The 17,287-nt window shown below is 73.6% G+C and carries 14 protein-coding genes; 3 read left to right on the forward strand and 11 right to left on the reverse strand.

Annotation, left to right across the window (positions count from 1 at the left end):
• Positions 1–77: 77 nt before the first annotated feature.
• The 10 genes from AB0N27_RS10540 to AB0N27_RS10585 form a co-directional block, all read right to left on the reverse strand.
• Complete coding sequence (locus AB0N27_RS10540) at positions 78–1,007, reverse strand: sporulation protein (RefSeq protein WP_364366538.1); 930 nt, start codon at positions 1,005–1,007, stop codon at positions 78–80.
• Between the two features lie 123 nt (positions 1,008–1,130).
• Positions 1,131–2,195, reverse strand: a complete 1,065-nt coding sequence (locus tag AB0N27_RS10545; RefSeq protein ID WP_364366541.1) for a hemolysin family protein — start codon at positions 2,193–2,195, stop codon at positions 1,131–1,133.
• Entirely contained in the window at positions 2,192–3,547 is a 1,356-nt protein-coding gene (locus AB0N27_RS10550; protein WP_364366544.1) for a hemolysin family protein, read from the reverse strand. The genes AB0N27_RS10545 and AB0N27_RS10550 overlap by 4 nt, the downstream gene beginning before the upstream one ends.
• A gap of 181 nt (positions 3,548–3,728) precedes the next feature.
• Positions 3,729–4,088: a monovalent cation/H(+) antiporter subunit G gene (mnhG, locus tag AB0N27_RS10555; protein ID WP_364370608.1), complete on the reverse strand. Its 360-nt coding sequence runs from the start codon at positions 4,086–4,088 to the stop codon at positions 3,729–3,731.
• A complete protein-coding gene (locus AB0N27_RS10560; protein WP_364366547.1) occupies positions 4,088–4,351 on the reverse strand; it encodes a monovalent cation/H+ antiporter complex subunit F in 264 nt (87 codons plus the stop codon). The genes mnhG and AB0N27_RS10560 overlap by 1 nt, the downstream gene beginning before the upstream one ends.
• Complete coding sequence (locus AB0N27_RS10565) at positions 4,348–4,962, reverse strand: Na+/H+ antiporter subunit E (RefSeq protein ID WP_364366550.1); 615 nt, start codon at positions 4,960–4,962, stop codon at positions 4,348–4,350. Before AB0N27_RS10565 ends, AB0N27_RS10560 begins: the two co-directional genes overlap by 4 nt.
• Entirely contained in the window at positions 4,959–6,464 is a 1,506-nt protein-coding gene (locus AB0N27_RS10570) for a Na+/H+ antiporter subunit D (protein ID WP_364366553.1), read from the reverse strand. Before AB0N27_RS10570 ends, AB0N27_RS10565 begins: the two co-directional genes overlap by 4 nt.
• A complete protein-coding gene (locus tag AB0N27_RS10575; RefSeq protein ID WP_364366556.1) occupies positions 6,464–6,943 on the reverse strand; it encodes a Na(+)/H(+) antiporter subunit C in 480 nt (159 codons plus the stop codon). Before AB0N27_RS10575 ends, AB0N27_RS10570 begins: the two co-directional genes overlap by 1 nt.
• Complete coding sequence (locus tag AB0N27_RS10580) at positions 6,940–9,777, reverse strand: Na+/H+ antiporter subunit A (RefSeq protein WP_364366559.1); 2,838 nt, start codon at positions 9,775–9,777, stop codon at positions 6,940–6,942. The genes AB0N27_RS10575 and AB0N27_RS10580 overlap by 4 nt, the downstream gene beginning before the upstream one ends.
• A gap of 155 nt (positions 9,778–9,932) precedes the next feature.
• A complete protein-coding gene (locus tag AB0N27_RS10585; protein ID WP_364366562.1) occupies positions 9,933–10,319 on the reverse strand; it encodes a hypothetical protein in 387 nt (128 codons plus the stop codon).
• A gap of 177 nt (positions 10,320–10,496) precedes the next feature.
• Here AB0N27_RS10585 and AB0N27_RS10590 point away from each other — a divergent pair, with 177 nt between their 5' ends.
• Positions 10,497–15,146: an ATP-dependent helicase gene (locus AB0N27_RS10590; protein WP_364366565.1), complete on the forward strand. Its 4,650-nt coding sequence runs from the start codon at positions 10,497–10,499 to the stop codon at positions 15,144–15,146.
• Positions 15,147–15,232: 86 nt separating this feature from the next.
• On the opposite strand, the gene AB0N27_RS10595 is transcribed toward AB0N27_RS10590, so the two are convergent.
• The gene (locus tag AB0N27_RS10595) at positions 15,233–15,832 is read right to left on the reverse strand and encodes a hypothetical protein (RefSeq protein ID WP_364366568.1); all 600 of its coding nucleotides are present in this window, start codon (positions 15,830–15,832) and stop codon (positions 15,233–15,235) included.
• A gap of 141 nt (positions 15,833–15,973) precedes the next feature.
• Here AB0N27_RS10595 and AB0N27_RS10600 point away from each other — a divergent pair, with 141 nt between their 5' ends.
• Both AB0N27_RS10600 and AB0N27_RS10605 read left to right on the forward strand, forming a co-directional pair.
• Entirely contained in the window at positions 15,974–16,471 is a 498-nt protein-coding gene (locus AB0N27_RS10600; protein ID WP_364366571.1) for a GNAT family N-acetyltransferase, read from the forward strand.
• Between the two features lie 9 nt (positions 16,472–16,480).
• On the forward strand, positions 16,481–17,281 hold the full coding sequence (locus tag AB0N27_RS10605) for an SAM-dependent chlorinase/fluorinase (RefSeq protein ID WP_364366574.1): 801 nt from the start codon (positions 16,481–16,483) through the stop codon (positions 17,279–17,281).
• The last annotated feature ends 6 nt before the right edge of the window (positions 17,282–17,287 follow it).

The following is a 17,287-nucleotide window of genomic DNA, read 5'->3' on the forward strand; positions in this document are numbered from 1 at the left end:
TGGGGTGTGGGGCGTGGGGTGTGGGATGTGGGATGTGGGATGTGGGGTGTGGGGTGTGGGGTGTGGGGTGTGGGGGTTCAGGTGCCGTCGCCGCCGGAGCCGCCGCCTCCCACGCCTGCGCCTCCCGCGGTGCCGCCCAGTCCGTAGCCCGGCTTGATCGGCTCGTCGGGGTGGCGGCTCACATGCGCGGACCCGGTGATCTGCGCGGACCAGTCGGCGTGGGCGGCGGCCGCGGCGTGCCTGTTGATCGCCTGGCGCAGCCAGCCGTCCACTGTGGCGGTCCAGTCCCGCTGCCCGGCGTCCGCGTGCCAGATCCGGAACCGGCTGATGCTCTGGTGGGTGATCCCGGCCAGCGCCAACCGCCGGTCCAGCCAGATGATCACCTCCAGGCCGGCCGAGTTCGTCACGAAGATCAGCTCCAGTTCGGTGATCGGCCCCGCGTAGAGCGGCCCCACCCAGTAGCCCCACCGCTGGTGCAGCGGCAGGGTGTGCTCCACCCCCGGCAGCCCGCCCTCCTGCAACCCCGCCTGCCGGATCATGAAGCCCAGCGTGTCCAACGCCGCCAGGATGTGCTGCTGCGTGGGCACCGGATGCACGAAGACCGGCACCATGGCCCCCTGGTCCAGATCCGGGTCGACCGACACCTCGGTCCGCAGGCCCATCCGCAGGCTCAGCAGCGGCACCCCGCCGAACGTGGTCACCGGGATCTCCCACGGCAGCGGCATGGCGAAGTCGACAGCCCGCCGGCGGCCCGCCGGTACGACGAACCGGCCGGCGATGGGCACCTGGTGGAACTGCATCAGCCGCCGCGGCGCCGCCGGATCGTCCGGTTCGACGGTGGTGACCAGGCCGAGCCGGATGTGACGGACGAGCACGTCATCGGGGCCGGCGGCCACCGTCACCCGCCCCGGCAGGCGCAGACCCGGACGGGTGCTCGGGTTGGGAAGCGTGGTCTGCACGGACAGCCCGGTCCAACCGGACTCCCGCGACACACCGGTCAGCCGCACCGCGCGCCTCCCTCCGGGGCGGGGCCCCGGCGGCCCCCCGCACCAGCCGCGCCTACCCGGTGGAGGTCACCTCAAAGCCGGACCGGCCCGGCCGTGCCGTACGGCACGGCCGGGCCGCCGCCGTCAGCGCAGTCTGCGCCCGCGCGGGACCGTGTCGGTCTCGTCGTCGAATTCGCCGATGACCTCCTCCAGGAGGTCCTCCAGCGCGACGAACCCGATCGGCCGGGCCGGGCCGCCGCCGTTGCGCACCAACGCGAGCTGCGACTGCCGGGCCCGCATGGCGGCCACCGCCTCGGTGACCGACGACGTCGCAGGCAGGGTGAACGCCTGCGTCATCAGCTCTTCGGCGGTGGCGGCGCGACCGGTGGTGACCACCCGTACCGCCTCTCGCACGTGCACCAGGCCGCACACGTCGCCGCCCTCGTCCAGCACCGCCAGGCGGGACCGGCCGCTGTCGCGGCTGACCTCCTCGATGCGCTGAGCCGGGTCGTCGCGGCGGACGGTGACCATGGTGGCGAACGGTTCCATCACCTGGGCCACGGACGTGCCCTGCAACTCCAGCATGCTGGTCAGCAGCTGGTGCTGCTCGGCACCGAGCAGCCCGTGCTCACGGGACTGCTCCAGCAGGATCCGCAGCTCGTCCGGGCCGTGCACCTGGGCGAGCTGATCCTGCTGGTTGACCCCGAACAGCCGCAGGATCGCGTTGGCCAGGGCGTTGAGCGCGGAGAGCACCGGCCGGGACACCCGGGCGAAGGCGCGGAACGGCAGGGCGAGCAGCGTCGCCGAGCGCTCCGCGTCGGTGATCGCCCACGACTTCGGTGCCATTTCCCCCACCACCAGGTGCAGGAACGTCACCACGCCGAGGGCGAAGATCAGGGCGATCAGGTGGCTTGCCGCGTCCGGCAGACCCACCGCGTGCAGCAGCGGGCTGAGCAGGTGCTCGATCGCCGGTTCGGCGAGCGCGCCGAGACCCAGGGTGCACAGGGTGATGCCGAGTTGCGCGCCGGCCAACATCAGCGACAGCTCGCGGACGCCGTCCAGCGCCGCACGCGCCGCCCGACCACCGTTGGCCGCCGCCTGTTCCAGGCGGTACCGCTTGCTGGCCACCAGGGCGAACTCGGCGGCCACGAAGAACCCGTTCAGCGCCAGCAGGATCACCGAGCTGAACAGCGCGATTCCGGGGCTCACGCGGACACCCCCGGTGTGGTCAGCTGAAGACGCACCGAGTCGGCCACGTGCCGGTCCACGGCAAGCACCTCGACAAGCGCGCGGGGCTCCGCCTCGCCGTCCTCGCCGTCGGCGCCCTCGGGCAACAGGCTGATCTCCAACTTGTCACCGACCTCCGGCACCCGGCCCAGCTCCCGCATCACCAGCCCGGAGAGCGTGTCGTACTCGGGGGCCTCGGGCAGGGCGATGCCTGTGCTGTCGGCGACCTCGTCGATCCGCCAGCGGGCCGGCACCACCCAGGACCCGTCGTCCTGCCGGGCCGGTGCCCGCTCCGGTGGGTCGTCCTCGTCCCGGATCGGGCCGACCAGCTCCTCGGCGATGTCCTCAAGCGTGATCACGCCGGCGAAACCGCCGTACTCGTCGACCACGCACGCCATCTGCCGGTGCCCGGACCGCAGCCGGTCCAGCACCGTGGGCAGCGGCAACGTCTCCGGCACCAGCAACGGCGGCCCGGCCACCGCGCTCACCGCGGTGGTCGCCCGGTCCCCCGGGGGTACGCCGAGCACGTCGGCGATGCCGACGATGCCGATGAGGTCGTCGACGCCCTCCGCCCCGCGTACCGGGAAGCGGGAGTGGCCGGTGTCCAGCAGCTCGACCACCCGGCTCACCGGTTCGTGTCCCCGTACGGTGTGCACGTCGACCCGGGGCACCATCGCCTCACCGGCGGTGAGTTCGCGGAAGTCCAGACCCCGGTCGAGCAGCGTGGACATCTCGGCGTCCAGGCTGCCCTCCTCGCGGGACTCGGCGATGATCTGCTCCAGGTCGGCGGGGGTGGCGCCGCTGGGCAGCTCCTCGATCGGCTCGATGCCGATCCGGCGCAGCAGGCGGATCGACGCCCGGTCGAAGAGCCGGATCAGCGGCCCGGCGACGGCCAGGTAGATCAGGGTGGAACGGCTCAACGCCCGGGCGAGTTGCTCGGCCCTCGCGATGGCCAGGTTCTTCGGGGCCAGCTCACCGAGGACCATCTGCACGACGGTGGCGATGACCAGGGCCAGCGCCACCGACAGCGGCAAACTGACCGCCTCGCTGACGCCGGCCACGCCGAGCACCTCGGCGAGGCCACCGCCCAGGTACGGCTCGGCGACGTAACCGACGAGCAGTGCGGTGACGGTGATGCCGAGCTGAGCGCCGGACAGCATGAAGGAGAGCCGGCCGGTGACGGTCAGCGCGCGGGCGGCTGCCTGGTCACCGTCGTCGGCGAGCTGGCGCAGCTTGCCCCGGTCGACGGCGACGTAGCCGAACTCCTGCGCCACGAAGTAACCGGTGGCGGCCGTGAGAACAATGATCAGAAGGAGACCGACGACGATCAACACGGGTCGCTCAGGGCTCCCGGGGTCGTCGGAACGAGAATATGCCGGGCACGACCCGGCTGGCTACTGCTGCCCTCCTGGGCAGAAGAGTCGATCATGCCGTCATTTTATCGGCCCTGGCTGGGACTCCGCTGAGGGTGTGCCGAAGGCATCCGATCGTCCGTTTCACCCGCCGCGCGAGCCGTCAGCCCGGCCCCGTCGAACCGCCGCCCGAGCCGCGATCGGCCAGTTCGTCGGCGTCGAGCAGGTTCCGGTCCAGCCGGCCGGAGCGGTACGCGGCCCGGCCGATCATCTGTGCCGCGACCGGTGCGGTGGCCAGCTGGAAGACGGCCACCAGCGCGATCATGCCGAGGTCCGCCATCGACCGCAGCCGCAGCGCGATGCCGAGCAGCAGCAGGAGCACGCCGAGCACCTGCGGCTTCGTGGCGGCGTGCATCCGGGACAGGGCGTCCGGGAAGCGCAGCACACCGATCGCGGCGGCCAGCCCGAGCACCGCGCCGGCGACCAGGCAGGCCCCGCCGAGCCAGTCCGCGACAGTCGCGATCACGCCGGCTCCCGTACGGCGAAGCGGACCAGCGACACCGAGCCGACGAACCCCAGCAGGGAGAGCACCACAAGCACGGGCAGCGTGGTGGCGTGCCGGTTGACCGCCGCCTCCGCGCCCACCGCGGCGATCATGGTGGCGAGCAGCATGTCCGCGGCGATCACCCGGTCCAGCAGCGACGGGCCCCGGTAGAGCCGGGCCAGCGCCAGCAGCGCGGTCACGGACAGCAGCGCGGTGAGGACGACGGCCAGGACTGTGATCACGGGGAGATTCCCTTCTCGGCGGGTGGGGTGTCGATACGGCGCAGTTCGGCGGCGGAGCCGACCGCCCGGACGATCCGCCGCTCCAGGGCGAGCGTGCGCTCCCGGGCCGCGTCCAGATCCGCCGGCCGGTGGGTGTCCAGCACGTGCAGGTAGAGCGTCGCGGAAGCGCGGTCCACCTCGAGGATCAGCGTGCCGGGAACCAGCGTGACCGCCTCCGCGGTGAGCGCCATGTTCAGGTCCGTACGGACCCGCAACGTGACGGCGATGATCGCGCCGCGCGGACGGTAGCCGGGCTGCACGGCGATCCGGGCGACGTGCAGGCTCGCGCTGACCAGCTCGACGACGAAGCGGCCGGCGAACACCAGCAGCGCCCGGGGCCGCAGCCGGCCGCCGAAGGTGACCGCCGGCAGCGGGAAGAACACAAGCACCGCGCTGCCCACCAGCAGGCCGCTCGCCAGGTTCGCCCAGCTGATCCGGCCCCAGAGCAGGTTCCAGACCAGCACCAGCCAGCCCAGCGCCACCGCCTGGTCCCGCCACCGCCCGAACCGGCCACGCCGGGACGCGGACTGCTCGCCGACGGCCTCGGGCTCACTGTCGCGTGGGTCGGTCACGGCGCACCGTCCGGCAGGACCGCCCGCACGTACGGTGTGCGCGACAGCAGGTCGGTGGCCGCGTCGGTGGTGACGTCGAACAGCGGGCCGGCCAGCACGGTCAGCGCCAGACCGAACGCGACAAGGCCGACGGTGGCCCCGATCATCAGCCTGGGCAGCTGGATGACCGGTTCACCGGTGGCGATCCGGGGTGCCCGCCAGAAGGCGATGTTCCACACCCGGGACGCGACGTAGAGGGTGAGCAGGCTGGTGAGCGTGCCGGCCCCGACAAGCGCGTAGGGCAGCGCCCCGCCGGCCGCCACCCCGGCCTCGAGCAGCCCGAGCTTGCCGAGGAAACCGGAGAACGGGGGCACTCCCGCGAGGTTCATCGCCGGGACGAAGAACAGCACGCCGAGCAGCGGCGCGACCCGGGCCAGCCCACCGATGCGGCGCAGGTCGGTGCTGCCGGCCCGTTCCTCGACCAGCCCGGCGACCAGGAACAACGTGGTCTGGATGGTGATGTGGTGCACCACGTAGAAGATCGCGCCGGAGAGCCCGGCGGTGGTGCTCAACGCCACCCCGAAGATCATGTAGCCGATGTGGCTGACCAGGGTGAACGAGAAGAGCCGCTTCAGATCCGACTGGGCCACCGCGCCGAGGATGCCGACCAGCATGGTCAACCCGGCGACGACCATCAGCAGGTCGTCGACCTGCCCGTCCGGGAAGAGCAACGTCTCGGTACGGATGATCGCGTAGACACCGACCTTGGTGAGCAGCCCGGCGAACACGGCGGTGACCGGGGCCGGCGCGGTCGGGTAACTGTCCGGCAGCCAGGCCGACAACGGGAAGACCGCCGCCTTGATCGCGAAGCCGAGCAGCAGCATCAGTTGCAGGGCCAACCGCACGCGGTCGGGCAGCGCGTCCAGGCGTTGGGAGAGCTGCGCCAGGTTGAGCGTGCCGGTGGCCGCGTACACCAACCCCACGGCGGTCAGGAAGATCATCGAGGAGAGGATGCTTACCACCACGTACGTCGACCCGGTCCGGATCCGCGTCTCCGTACCGCCAAGCGTGATCAGCACGAAGCTGGCGACCAGCAGGATCTCGAAGCCGACGAACAGGTTGAACAGGTCCCCGGCGAGGAACGCGGTGGTGACACCGGCGGTGAGCACCAGGTACGTCGGGTGGAAGATGACCACCGGCGTGGTCTCGCCGGTCTCGCTGCGGCCCTGGCCGACGGAGTACAGCAGCACGCAGAGGGTCACCGCCGAGGAGACCACGAGCATCAACGCCGCGAGCTGGTCGGCGACCAGCACGATGCCCACCGGGGCGGGCCAGCCACCGATCACCATCACCACCGGCCCGTAGCGGTACGCCTGCACGAGCAGCACCACCGCGACGGTGAAGGTACCGGCCAGACAGAGCACGCTCACCGCGCGCTGGATCCGGGGTTGGGTGGCCAGCAGCAGGGTCAGCGCCGCGCCGAGCAGCGGCACCACCACCGGTAGCGGCAGGAGCGTACCCATCACGCCTCTTCCCCGCGTCGCAGCCGGCGGCGGGCGGGTTCGGGATCCACCTGCTCCGGGTCCTCGTCCGGGCCCTCCCCGCCGAGGTCGGCGGCGCCCACCTCGTTGCGCTCGGCCCGGCGGATGATCTGCCTGTCCTCCAGGTCGTCGGGCACCTCGTCGTCACCTGTGAGAAACCAGCTCCGGTACGCGACGGCGAGCAGGAACGCGGTCAACCCAAAGGTGATCACGATGGCGGTCAGCACCATGGCCTGCGGCAACGGATCGCTCATCTCGCCCACCGGGCCGGTGCCGACGATCGGCGCCCCACCGGCCCGTCCACCCAGCAGGATCAGCAGGTTGACCCCGTTGCCGAGCAGGACCACCCCGAGCAGGATCCGGGTCAGGCTGCGTTCCAACAGCAGGATCACCCCGCAGCCGACCAGCACGGCCACCACGAGCACCAGCATCAGCGTGGGTCCGGCACGCGCCGCGGTCATGCCCGCTCCCCCTTGTCGACGGCCAGCCCGCCCTCGGCGGTCCCGGTCGCCTCGATGTGCCTGTCCACCTCGGCGCCGAGACTGCGCAGGATGTCCAGCACCAGCCCGACCACGACCAGGTACACGCCGATGTCGAAGAACAGCGACGTGACCAGGTGCGCCTCACCGATCAGCGGCAACGACTGGTTGATCTCGGCGCTCTCCAGCACCTGCCCGCCGATGAGCAGGGCCACCACCCCGGAGCCCACCGACACGGCAAGTCCCGCGCCGAGGACCAGGCCGGCGCCGACCGGGGCCGCCTCGGTCAGCTCGTACCGGCCGCCGGCGAGGTAGCGGACCACGAGCGCGAGACCGGCCACCAGGCCACCGGAGAACCCACCGCCCGGCGCGTTGTGGCCGGAGAACAGCAGGAACAGCGAGAACAACACCACGGTGTGGAAGATCAGCCGGATGACCACCTCCAGCACTATCGAACGGCGTTCCTCGTAGAGGGTCGGCCCGCCGCGCAGCCACACCGGCCGGCCCGGCCTGTTGACCCGCCGGTCCGACTCCGGACGACGGGGTCGCGGGCCGGTGCGGGACCGTTCGAAGATCAGGCTGGCGACCCCCGTCGCGGCCACCACAAGCACCGCGATCTCGCCCATGGTGTCCCAGGCCCGGATGTCGACGAGTGTCACGTTGACCACGTTGCGGCCGTACCCGTGCGTCACCGCCAGGTCCGGGAACGCGGCGGAGATGTCCGGCGCGCGGCGGGAGCTGGCCGCGACGAGGGCCAGCCCGGCCGCGACCACGCCCGCCGCCACCCCGATCGCCCGGCGGGTCCACCGGCTACGGCGCAGCGGCCGGGCCGAGAACCGCTCCGGCAGGCGGCGCAGCACGAGCACGAAGACGGCGATCGTCGCGGTCTCCACCAGGAACTGGGTGAGCGCCAGGTCGGGCGCGCCGTGCAGGACGAACAACATCGCGGTGCCGTAGCCGGTCATGCCCACCAGCAGCATCGCGGTGAGCCGGCGGCGGGCACCTACCGCGAGCACCGCCGCCACCGCGATCACCACGACGACCACCGGTTGCAGCGGACTGTCCCAGAGCGGAATCCGCGCCCGCCACGGGCTGGCGGCGATCATCGCCCCGCCGGGCAGCAGCACGAGGGTGACCAGGATGATGCCCAGGTACTGCGGCAGGGAGCCGCGTTGCGTCGCCCCGGTCACCTCGATGGCCAGCCGGTCGAACCGGCCCACCACCCACTCGTACCCCTGATTGCCGCTCGCCGGCGAGCGGAGCCGGGCCAGCACCGGGGCGAGCGGCCCGCGCGCCGCGAAGAGCAGACCGCCGCCGAGAAGGGCCAGCACGGACAGGCCGAGCGCCGGGGTCAGCCCGGGCCAGAGCGCCAGGTGCGCGTCGACCGCGCCGAGCAGGTCGGCGTACGGGCGCAGCAGACCGTCGAGCCAGCCGGCGGCCGGCCCGGCGAGCAGCCCGACGCCGGCCAGGACTGCCGGCGGGGCCAGCATCGGGCCGGCGATCCTCCGGTCCGGCGGGACCGGTTCGACGCCCGAGCGGTCGCTGAACGCGCCCCACAGGAAGCGGACGCTGTACGCCACGGTGAGCACCGTCCCGGCCACGAAGCCGGCCAGCAGCAGTGGCTGGTGCAGGAACGCCGCGAACACCGCCTCCTTGGCCACGAAGCCGACAAGCGGCGGCACACCCGCCATCGACGCGGCGGCCAGGACGGCGACCACGAACAGCGGCCGGGACCAGTGCCGCAGCCCGGACAGCTCGCGCAGGTCACGGGTGCCGGCGCCGTGGTCGATGATCCCGACGACCAGGAAAAGGGACGCCTTGAACAGCGCGTGCGCCAGCAGCATCGCGACACCGGCAAGGGCGGCGTCCGGGGTGCCGGAGCCGGTCACGGCGACCAGCAGACCGAGCTGACTGACAGTGCCGTACGCCAGCAGCAGCTTCAGGTCGGTCTGCCGCAGCGCCGCCCAGCCGCCGAGCAGCATGGTGGCCAGGCCGGCGACCTGCACCACGGGCCGCCACGGGCCGACCGTGGCGAGCGCCGGCGCGAGCAGCCCGAGCAGGTAGACGCCGGCCTTGACCATGGCGGCGGCGTGCAGGTACGCGCTCACCGGGGTGGGCGCCGCCATCGCCACCGGCAGCCAGGAGTTGAACGGCAGCACCGCCGACTTGGACAGCGCGCCGGCCAGGATCAGCAGCACCGCCGTGACCAGGTAACCGCCCCCGGGCAGCGGCCGGGTGGCGATCTCCGACCAGCGGTAGGTGCCTGCGTGTTCGCCCAGGAGGATGAACCCGACAAGCATGGCCAGCCCACCCAGGGTGGCGACGGTGAGCGCCTGCGCCGCCGCCCACCGGCTGGACCGCCGCTCGGTGCTGTGCCCGATCAGCAGGTACGAGAAGATCGTGGTCAGCTCCCAGCCGACGTAGAGCAGCAGCAGGTCGTCGGCGAAGACCAGCAGGAGCATGGCGCCGGCGAACGCGACCAGGACGGCGGCGAACTGCGTCAGCCCGGCCGACCCGGACTCGAAGTAGCGGGCACTGTAGACCAGCACCAGCGCGCCGACGCCGCCGATCAGCAGGGTCATCAGCCAGGACAGCGTGGTGAGCCGCAGCGCGATGTCGAAGCCCAACTGCCCGATCCACGGGTACGTCTCGACCACCGCCCTGCCGTGGTCGACCGCTGGCGTACGGGCCACCGCCCAGCAGAACGCGGCGGCGGGAGCCAGCGCCAACGGGTAGCACGCGTGGGCACCCCACCGCCTGACGAGCAGCGGCGCCGCGAGGGCCGCCACGAGGTGGAGGATGAGCAGTACCAGCACCCGTGCTCCCGGTCGAGGTGGCCGGCGCCCGTACAGCGGTGGCGCCTTGCAGCGATCAGACGCCAGTTGCGCGCCCGGCGGAGCGTTTTGCCGGAATTAGCCCAATGATCGCCGTGAGGTGCCTATGGGGCGGGCTGTCCTGTGGCCGGTCCGGCTCAGCGCAGCAGGGCGTCGCCGATGGGCAGCGCGTCGTCCAGGACGGGACGGTCACGGTGCAGCTCGGCGAGCAGGTCGCGCCGGCCGAGCTGGCGCAGGACCTTGTCGACCACCCGCTCGGCGGCGGTCAGCGACCGCACCGACAGCAGTCGACCGCGGCTCTCCCGACGCAGCACGAAGTAGTGGACGGCGACACGGACCTGCCCCCGGTCGGCCGCGCTGGCCTGGGCGGTGGCGATGACCAGCTCCCGCAGGCAGCGGGCGAGGCGTTCGGCGAGCTCCAGCTCCGGCCCGTGCAGACCGCCGCGGAGCGTGGCGAGGTGGCTGTCGACCTTGCGGATCAGCACATCGGTGCCGGGTGCGACATTTCGCTGCTCGCCGGCCATCCGATTCCTCCCACCTGCTCGCGTTGCGAGTGAAGTTACTTTATGTTGCTCGTCACAAGCAAGCAGTTAAGTGAGACTTAACGTATTAAGCACGCATCTGTTGCATATTCCACGCAGCCGGACACATCCCGCCCTGGCCTGTTCGTGGATGTCGTACCGGCGGGGCACGATGGAGCGGTGACCGGGGCAGAGGGAGATACGGGCGAGGTGCTCGACGGGTTCGGCCCCGCCACCCGCGCCTGGTTCGACGCCGCCTTCGCCGCTCCCACCCCCGCCCAGGCCGGCGCGTGGCGGTCAGTCGCCGCCGGCCGCAACGCCCTCGTCGTGGCCCCCACCGGCTCCGGCAAGACGCTCGCGGCGTTCCTCTGGTCACTGGACAAGCTGGCCCGCGAGCCGGCGCCCGCCGAGGCCCGACAGCGCTGCCGTGTGCTCTACGTCAGTCCGCTCAAGGCCCTCGCCGTGGACGTGGAACGCAACCTGCGCGCCCCCCTGGCCGGCATCCGGCAGGCGGCGACCCGGCTCGGCGTCACCCCGCCCGACATCACCGTCGGCATGCGTACCGGCGACACCCCGGCCGACGAGCGGCGGGCCTTCGCCCGCACCCCACCCGACATCCTCATCACCACGCCCGAGTCGCTGTTCCTGCTGCTCACCTCCGCGGCGAGGGATTCGCTGCGCGGCGTCCAGACCGTGATCGTCGACGAGGTGCACGCGGTCGCCGGCAGCAAACGCGGCGCCCACCTCGCCCTCTCACTGGAACGCCTCGACGAGCTGCTGCCCGCCCCGGCGCAGCGGATCGGGCTCTCCGCCACCGTCCGACCGATCGACGCCTGCGCCCGGTTCCTCGGCGGCGCCCGCCCGGTCGACGTCGTCCAGCCGGCCACACCGAAGACCATCGAGGTCAGCGTGCAGGTGCCGGTGGAGGACATGACCCGCCTCGACGAGCAGGAGCAGCCACCGGAGGACGACCTCGGCGGCCCCGGGCCACGCCGCGCCTCGATCTGGCCGGCCGTGGAGGAGCGGGTCTTCACGCTCATCGGGCAGCACCGCTCCACAATCGTCTTCACCAACTCCCGCCGCAGCGCCGAACGCCTCTGCGCCCGGCTCAACGAGCTGGCCGCCGAGGAGGTGGCCGCCGCGTCGGCAGGTGACGCTGCCGGCGTACCGGACGGGGTGTTGTCGACGGACGGCCCGGCCGGGGGCGCGCGGGAGTGGGGCGGTCCGGCCGGTCCGCTGCGCAACCGGCCACCCGCCGAGATGATGGCCCAGTCCGGCGCGGCGGCCGGCGCGGCGCCGGTGATCGCGCGCGCCCACCACGGCAGCGTGTCCCGCGAGGAGCGCAAGCACATCGAGGAGGCGCTCAAGTCCGGCCAGCTTCCGGCAGTGGTGGCCACGTCCAGCCTGGAGCTGGGCATCGACATGGGCGCGGTCGACCTGGTGGTGCAGATCGAGGCGCCGCCGAGCGTCGCCGCCGGGCTGCAACGCGTCGGCCGGGCCGGGCACCAGGTGGGCGCGGTCTCCCGTGGAGTGGTCTTCCCCAAGCACCGCGGCGACCTGCTCTCCTGCGCGGTGGTCGCCGAACGGATGACCGACGGCGCGATCGAGGAGCTGCACTACCCGCGCAACCCACTCGACGTGCTCGCCCAGCAGATCGTGGCCATGGTGGCGTTGGAGCCGTGGCGGGTCGGCGACGTGGCGGTGCTGGTCCGCCGGGCCGCGCCCTTCGCCGAGCTGCCCGACTCGGCGCTGCACGCCGTGCTGGACATGCTCTCCGGCCGCTACCCGTCAACCGCGTTCGCCGAGCTGCGCCCCCGGCTGGTCTGGGACCGGGCCACCGACCTGCTCACCGGCCGCCCCGGCGCGCAGCGGCTCGCCGTGACCAGCGGCGGCACGATCCCCGACCGGGGCCTGTTCGGGGTGTTCCTCGCCGGCGCCGAACGGGCCGCCCGGGTCGGCGAGCTGGACGAGGAGATGGTCTACGAATCGCGGGTCGGCGACGTCTTCCTGCTCGGCTCGTCGTCGTGGCGCATCGAGGAGATCACCCCCGACCGGGTGCTGGTGTCGCCGGCCCCGGGGCAGGCCGCGCGGATGCCGTTCTGGAAGGGCGACCAGCTGGGCCGTCCGGTGGAGCTGGGGCGGGCCATCGGCGCCCGGGTGCGCGGCCTGCTGCGGCAGAGCGACGAGGCGGCGCTTGCCGCGCTGCGCACCGGCGGGCTGGACGACTGGGCCGCCGGCAACCTCATGGCGTACCTGCGCGACCAGCGGGAGGCCACCCGTTCGCTGCCCGACGACCGGACAATCGTGGTCGAGCGGTTCCGTGACGAGCTGGGCGACTGGCGGCTCGCCGTGCACAGCGTCCTCGGTGCGCGGGTCAACGGCCCGTGGGCTCTCGCGGTGGGCCGCCGGCTCGCCGAGCGGTACGGCATGGACGCCCAGGTGATGCCCTCCGACGACGGCATCGTGGTGCGCCTGCCGGACACCGCGGACGAGCCGCCCGGCGCGGACGTGGTGGTCTTCGATCCCGACGAGATCACCCAACTGGTGGAGGAGACGGTGGGCACCTCCGCCCTCTTCGCGGCCCGTTTCCGCGAGTGCGCCGCCCGGTCGCTGCTGCTGCCCCGCCGCGACCCGCGCCGCCGCCAGCCGCTGTGGCAGCAGCGCCAACGCGCCGCGCAGCTGCTCGACGTGGCCCGGGAGTACGCGGACTTCCCGGTCACCCTGGAGGCCGCCCGGGAGTGCCTCCAGGACGTCTTCGACCAGCCGGCGCTGGCCGGGCTCATGCGTGACCTGGCCACCCGCAAGGTGCGGCTGGTCGAGGTGGAGACCAGCGCGCCGTCCCCGTTCGCGCGGTCGCTGCTCTTCGGCTACGTGGGCGCGTTCCTCTACGAGGGCGACGCCCCGCTCGCCGAGCGCAGGGCCGCCGCGCTCGCCCTGGACTCCACGCTCCTGGGTGAACTGCTCGGCCGTGTCGACCTGCGCGAGCTGCTCGACCCGGCGGTGCTCACCGAGACCGACAGGCAGCTGCGCTGGCTGACCGAGCAGCGCCGTCCCCGCGACGCGGAGGACGTAGTCGAGCTGCTGCGGGTGCTCGGCGACCTCAGCGACGACGAGCTGACCGAGCGCGGTGTGCCCGAGAGCTGGCTGACCGAGCTGGAGGCCACCCGCCGGGCGCTGCGGGTCCGGATCGCCGGCGAGCAGCGCTGGGTGGGCGTCGAGGACGCCGCACGCCTGCGCGACGCACTAGGGGTGGCTCTGCCGGTCGGGGTGGCCGAGGCGTACCTCGCACCGGTGGCCGACCCGCTGGGCGACCTGGTGGCCCGCTACGCCCGCACCCACGGTCCGTTCGCCGCGGCGAGCTGCGCGGCACGCTTCGGGCTCGGCGTGTTCGTCGTCGAGCAGGCGCTGCGCCGCCTCGCCGCCACCGGCCGGGTGGTCTCCGGTGAGTTCACACCGGATTCCGCCGGCGCCCAGTGGTGCGACGCCGAGGTGCTGCGGATGCTGCGTCGCCGCTCGCTCGCCGCACTGCGGCGGGAGATCGAGCCCGTCCCACCCCGGGCGCTTGCCACGTTCCTGCCCCGCTGGCAGCAGGTCGGCTCGTCCGCCCGGGGCGTGGAGGCGCTGGCCGCCACCGTGGAGCAGTTGCAGGGCGCGGCGGTGCCGGCGTCCGCCCTGGAACGGCTGGTGCTGCCCGGTCGGGTCGCCGACTACTCCCCCGCCCAACTCGATGAGCTGTGCGCCAGCGGGGAGGTGCTGTGGGCCGGGTCGGGCGCGATCTCCGGCGGGGACGGCTGGGTCACCCTGGCGTACGCGGACGCGGCCCCGCTGCTTCTTGCGCCACCCGATGACGCGCTGACGCGTACGCCGCTGCACGACGCGGTGCTCGACGCGCTCGGCGACGGGCAGGCGCTGTTCTTCCGGCCGTTGGCCGACCGGGTCGGCTCGACCGACGACGCGGCGCTGACCGGCGTGATCTGGGACCTGGTCTGGGCCGGTCACCTCACCAACGACACCCTCGCCCCGCTGCGTGCGGTGCTCGGCGCGGGTGGTGCGCACCGGTCGCGGCCGTCCGCGCCGCGCACCCGCTACCGGCGGCCCGGTCGGGTGGCGCTGCCCACCCGGGGCGGCCCGCCGACTGTCGCCGGGCGCTGGTCGCGCCTGCCCGACCGGGACCTGGATCCGACTCGCCGCGCCGCCGCTCTCGCCGACGTGCTGCTGGAGCGGCACGGGGTGGTCACCCGCGGGGCGGTCATGGCCGAGCAGGTGGTCGGCGGGTTCTCGGCTGTCTACCCGGTGCTGTCGGCGCTCGAGGAACGCGGCGCGGCCCGCCGGGGCTACTTCGTCGAAGGGCTCGGTGCGGCGCAGTTCGCGGTACCCGGCGCGGTGGACCGGCTGCGTGCCCTCGCCGAGCCGGCTGACGGCGCCCGGGGCCGGGGCGCCCCGGCGACTGTGCTCGCCGCCACCGACCCGGCCAACCCGTACGGCGCGGCGCTGCCCTGGCCGGAGCGGGTGGTCGATTCCGGCGACGGTGCCGCGCCGGCGACCGGGCACCGGGCCGGCCGTAAGGCGGGCGCGCTCGTGGTGCAGGTCGGCGGCGACCTGGTCCTCTACGTCGAACGCGGCGGCCGGACGCTGCTCTCCTTCACCGACGACGCCGACACGCTCGCGGCGGCCGGCAAGGCGCTCGCCGACGCCGTGCACTCGGGGGCGTTGGGCGCGATGTCGGTGGAGCGGGCCGACGGCGAGGCCGTGCACTCGTCGCCGCTGCGTGACGCGCTCACCGCCGCCGGCTTCCGGGCTACCCCGCGCGGCCTGCGCCTGCGGGGCTGACCGCCGCGCGGTCACCCTTCCCGAGCGCCGCGCCCACCAATGACCGCCGCGCGGTCACCGCTTCCGAGCGCCGCACCGGCCGGATCTCAGCCGAGGTTGTTGAGGACCTTCTCGTAGCGGGGCCGGTCGGCGGCCGGGGTCCTCGCCTCCAGGTAGTTGAGCACCACCGCACCGCGTCGGTACGACTGGCCGCCCCACGTCGCGGCGATGTCGCTGGCGCTCGTCTCGTCGGGGAACACGTACACCGTGACGGCGTCGGTGGCGACGATCTCGGAACAGCCCAGGCCGAGCCCGTCCGGTCCGCAGTCGACGGACCGGTCCCTCGGGTGCGGCACCTTCAGGCCGGCGGCCCTGAACGCGGTGATCACCTGCGTGGCGCCGGGTGCCCCGGCCGGCCGCTGCGGCAGCACCACGGGCGGCGGACTGGCCGGCCGGCGCGGCGCGGGGCCCTGCGGCGCGGCTGACGGCGCGACCGACCGTGGGGTCGGCGGGGGTGCGACACCGGCGGGCCTGGACGGGACCGCCGAGGGAGTCGGCGCCACCGGCAGGCCGGTGGCCGCCGGGGCCGAGAGGGACGAGACGCTTGGCGCGGCGCTCGACGGGTCGGCGTCGTCACCGCCGCAGCCGGCGGTGAGGGCGGCGGCGACCAGCAGAACCCCGACGGCGGGCAGGCTCCGAAGTGTCACAGGCGCAAGTCTGCCCAACCGCGCCCCGCAGCGGGAGGGGCGAATCGGCCACCGCGCTGTCCCATATCCGCCAGCCGCGTCGACCACCCGCCGGCGGGTACGCTCCGGAGCCTGCGAGGGGACGCGAGGCGGAGGTGGACTGTGGACGGTGTCGAGGTGCGGGCGGTGGGACCCGCCGAGCGGACGGCTGTCGACGCCCTGCACGAACGCGAGTGGGGTGGCCCGTACGTGGTCGCCCACGACACCCGCCACGACGTGCGTACCCTGCCGACCCTGGTGGCGCTCGACGCCACCGCGACCGTGGTCGGCGCGCTGACCTACCACGTCGACGGGGACGGCCTGGAGGTCGTCACGGTTGTCGCGGCCGTTCCCGGCGGCGGCGCCGGCACCGCCCTGCTGGCGGCGGCGACGGCGGTCGCGACCGAGGCGGGCCTGGCCCGGGTGTGGCTGGTCACCTCGAACGACAACCTGCGGGCGCTGCGGTTCTACCAGCGACGCGGCATGCGGCTGGTGCGCGTGGATCAGGGCGGGGTGGACCGCGCCCGCCAGCTCAAACCGGAGATCCCGCTGGTGGGTGAGCACGGAATCCCGCTGCACGACGAACTCGTCCTGGAACTGCTCACCGGCGCGGAGGGTTAGCCTGCGGACATGTCCGTCACGCCCTGGATCTCACTGACCACCGACTACGGCCTCTCCGACGGTTTCGTGGCCGCCTGCCACGGGGTGATCGCCCGGATCGCGCCGGCGGCCCGGGTCATCGACGTGACCCACCTGGTGCCGCCGGCGGACGTGCGGCGCGGCGCGGCGGTGCTGGCGCAGACCGTGGCGTACCTGCCGGTGGCCGTGCACGTGGCGGTGGTCGATCCGGGAGTGGGCACGGCCCGGCGGGGCGTCGCACTGGCCACCACCGGTGGGCTGCTGGTGGGTCCGGACAACGGACTGCTGCCGGACGCCGCCGACGCCCTCGGCGGGATCACTGCGGCGGTGGAGCTGACCGAGCCGCGATGGCAGGCCGCCCGGGTGTCCGGGACGTTCCACGGGCGGGACGTCTTCGCGCCGGTGGCGGCCCGGCTGGCGCTCGGCGCGGCGCTCGCGGAGGCGGGCACGCCCATCGACCCGGCCGGTCTGGTCCGGCTACCCCCGCCGACTCTGACCTCGGACGACGACGGCTTCGCCGCAGAGGTGTCGACTGTGGACCATTTCGGCAACGTCCAGCTGGCCGCTCCGGCGCACCTGATCGACCCGCTGCCGGCGGCGCTGCGGGTCGGGCCGCCGGGCCCGGCACCTGCGCACCGGGCCGTGCGGGGCCGCACCTTCGGCGACGCCCCGGCGGGCGGCCTGGTGGTGTACGTCGACTCGGCAGGTCTGGTCGCCGTGGCGGTCAACGGCGGGCGGGCGGTGGACCTGCTGCGGGTGTCCCCGGGTGACGTCCTACGGGTTTCCCGCTGATATTCG

The sequence above is a fragment of the Micromonospora sp. NPDC093244 genome, from assembly GCF_040683695.1.
Lineage (GTDB): Bacteria > Actinomycetota > Actinomycetes > Mycobacteriales > Micromonosporaceae > Micromonospora.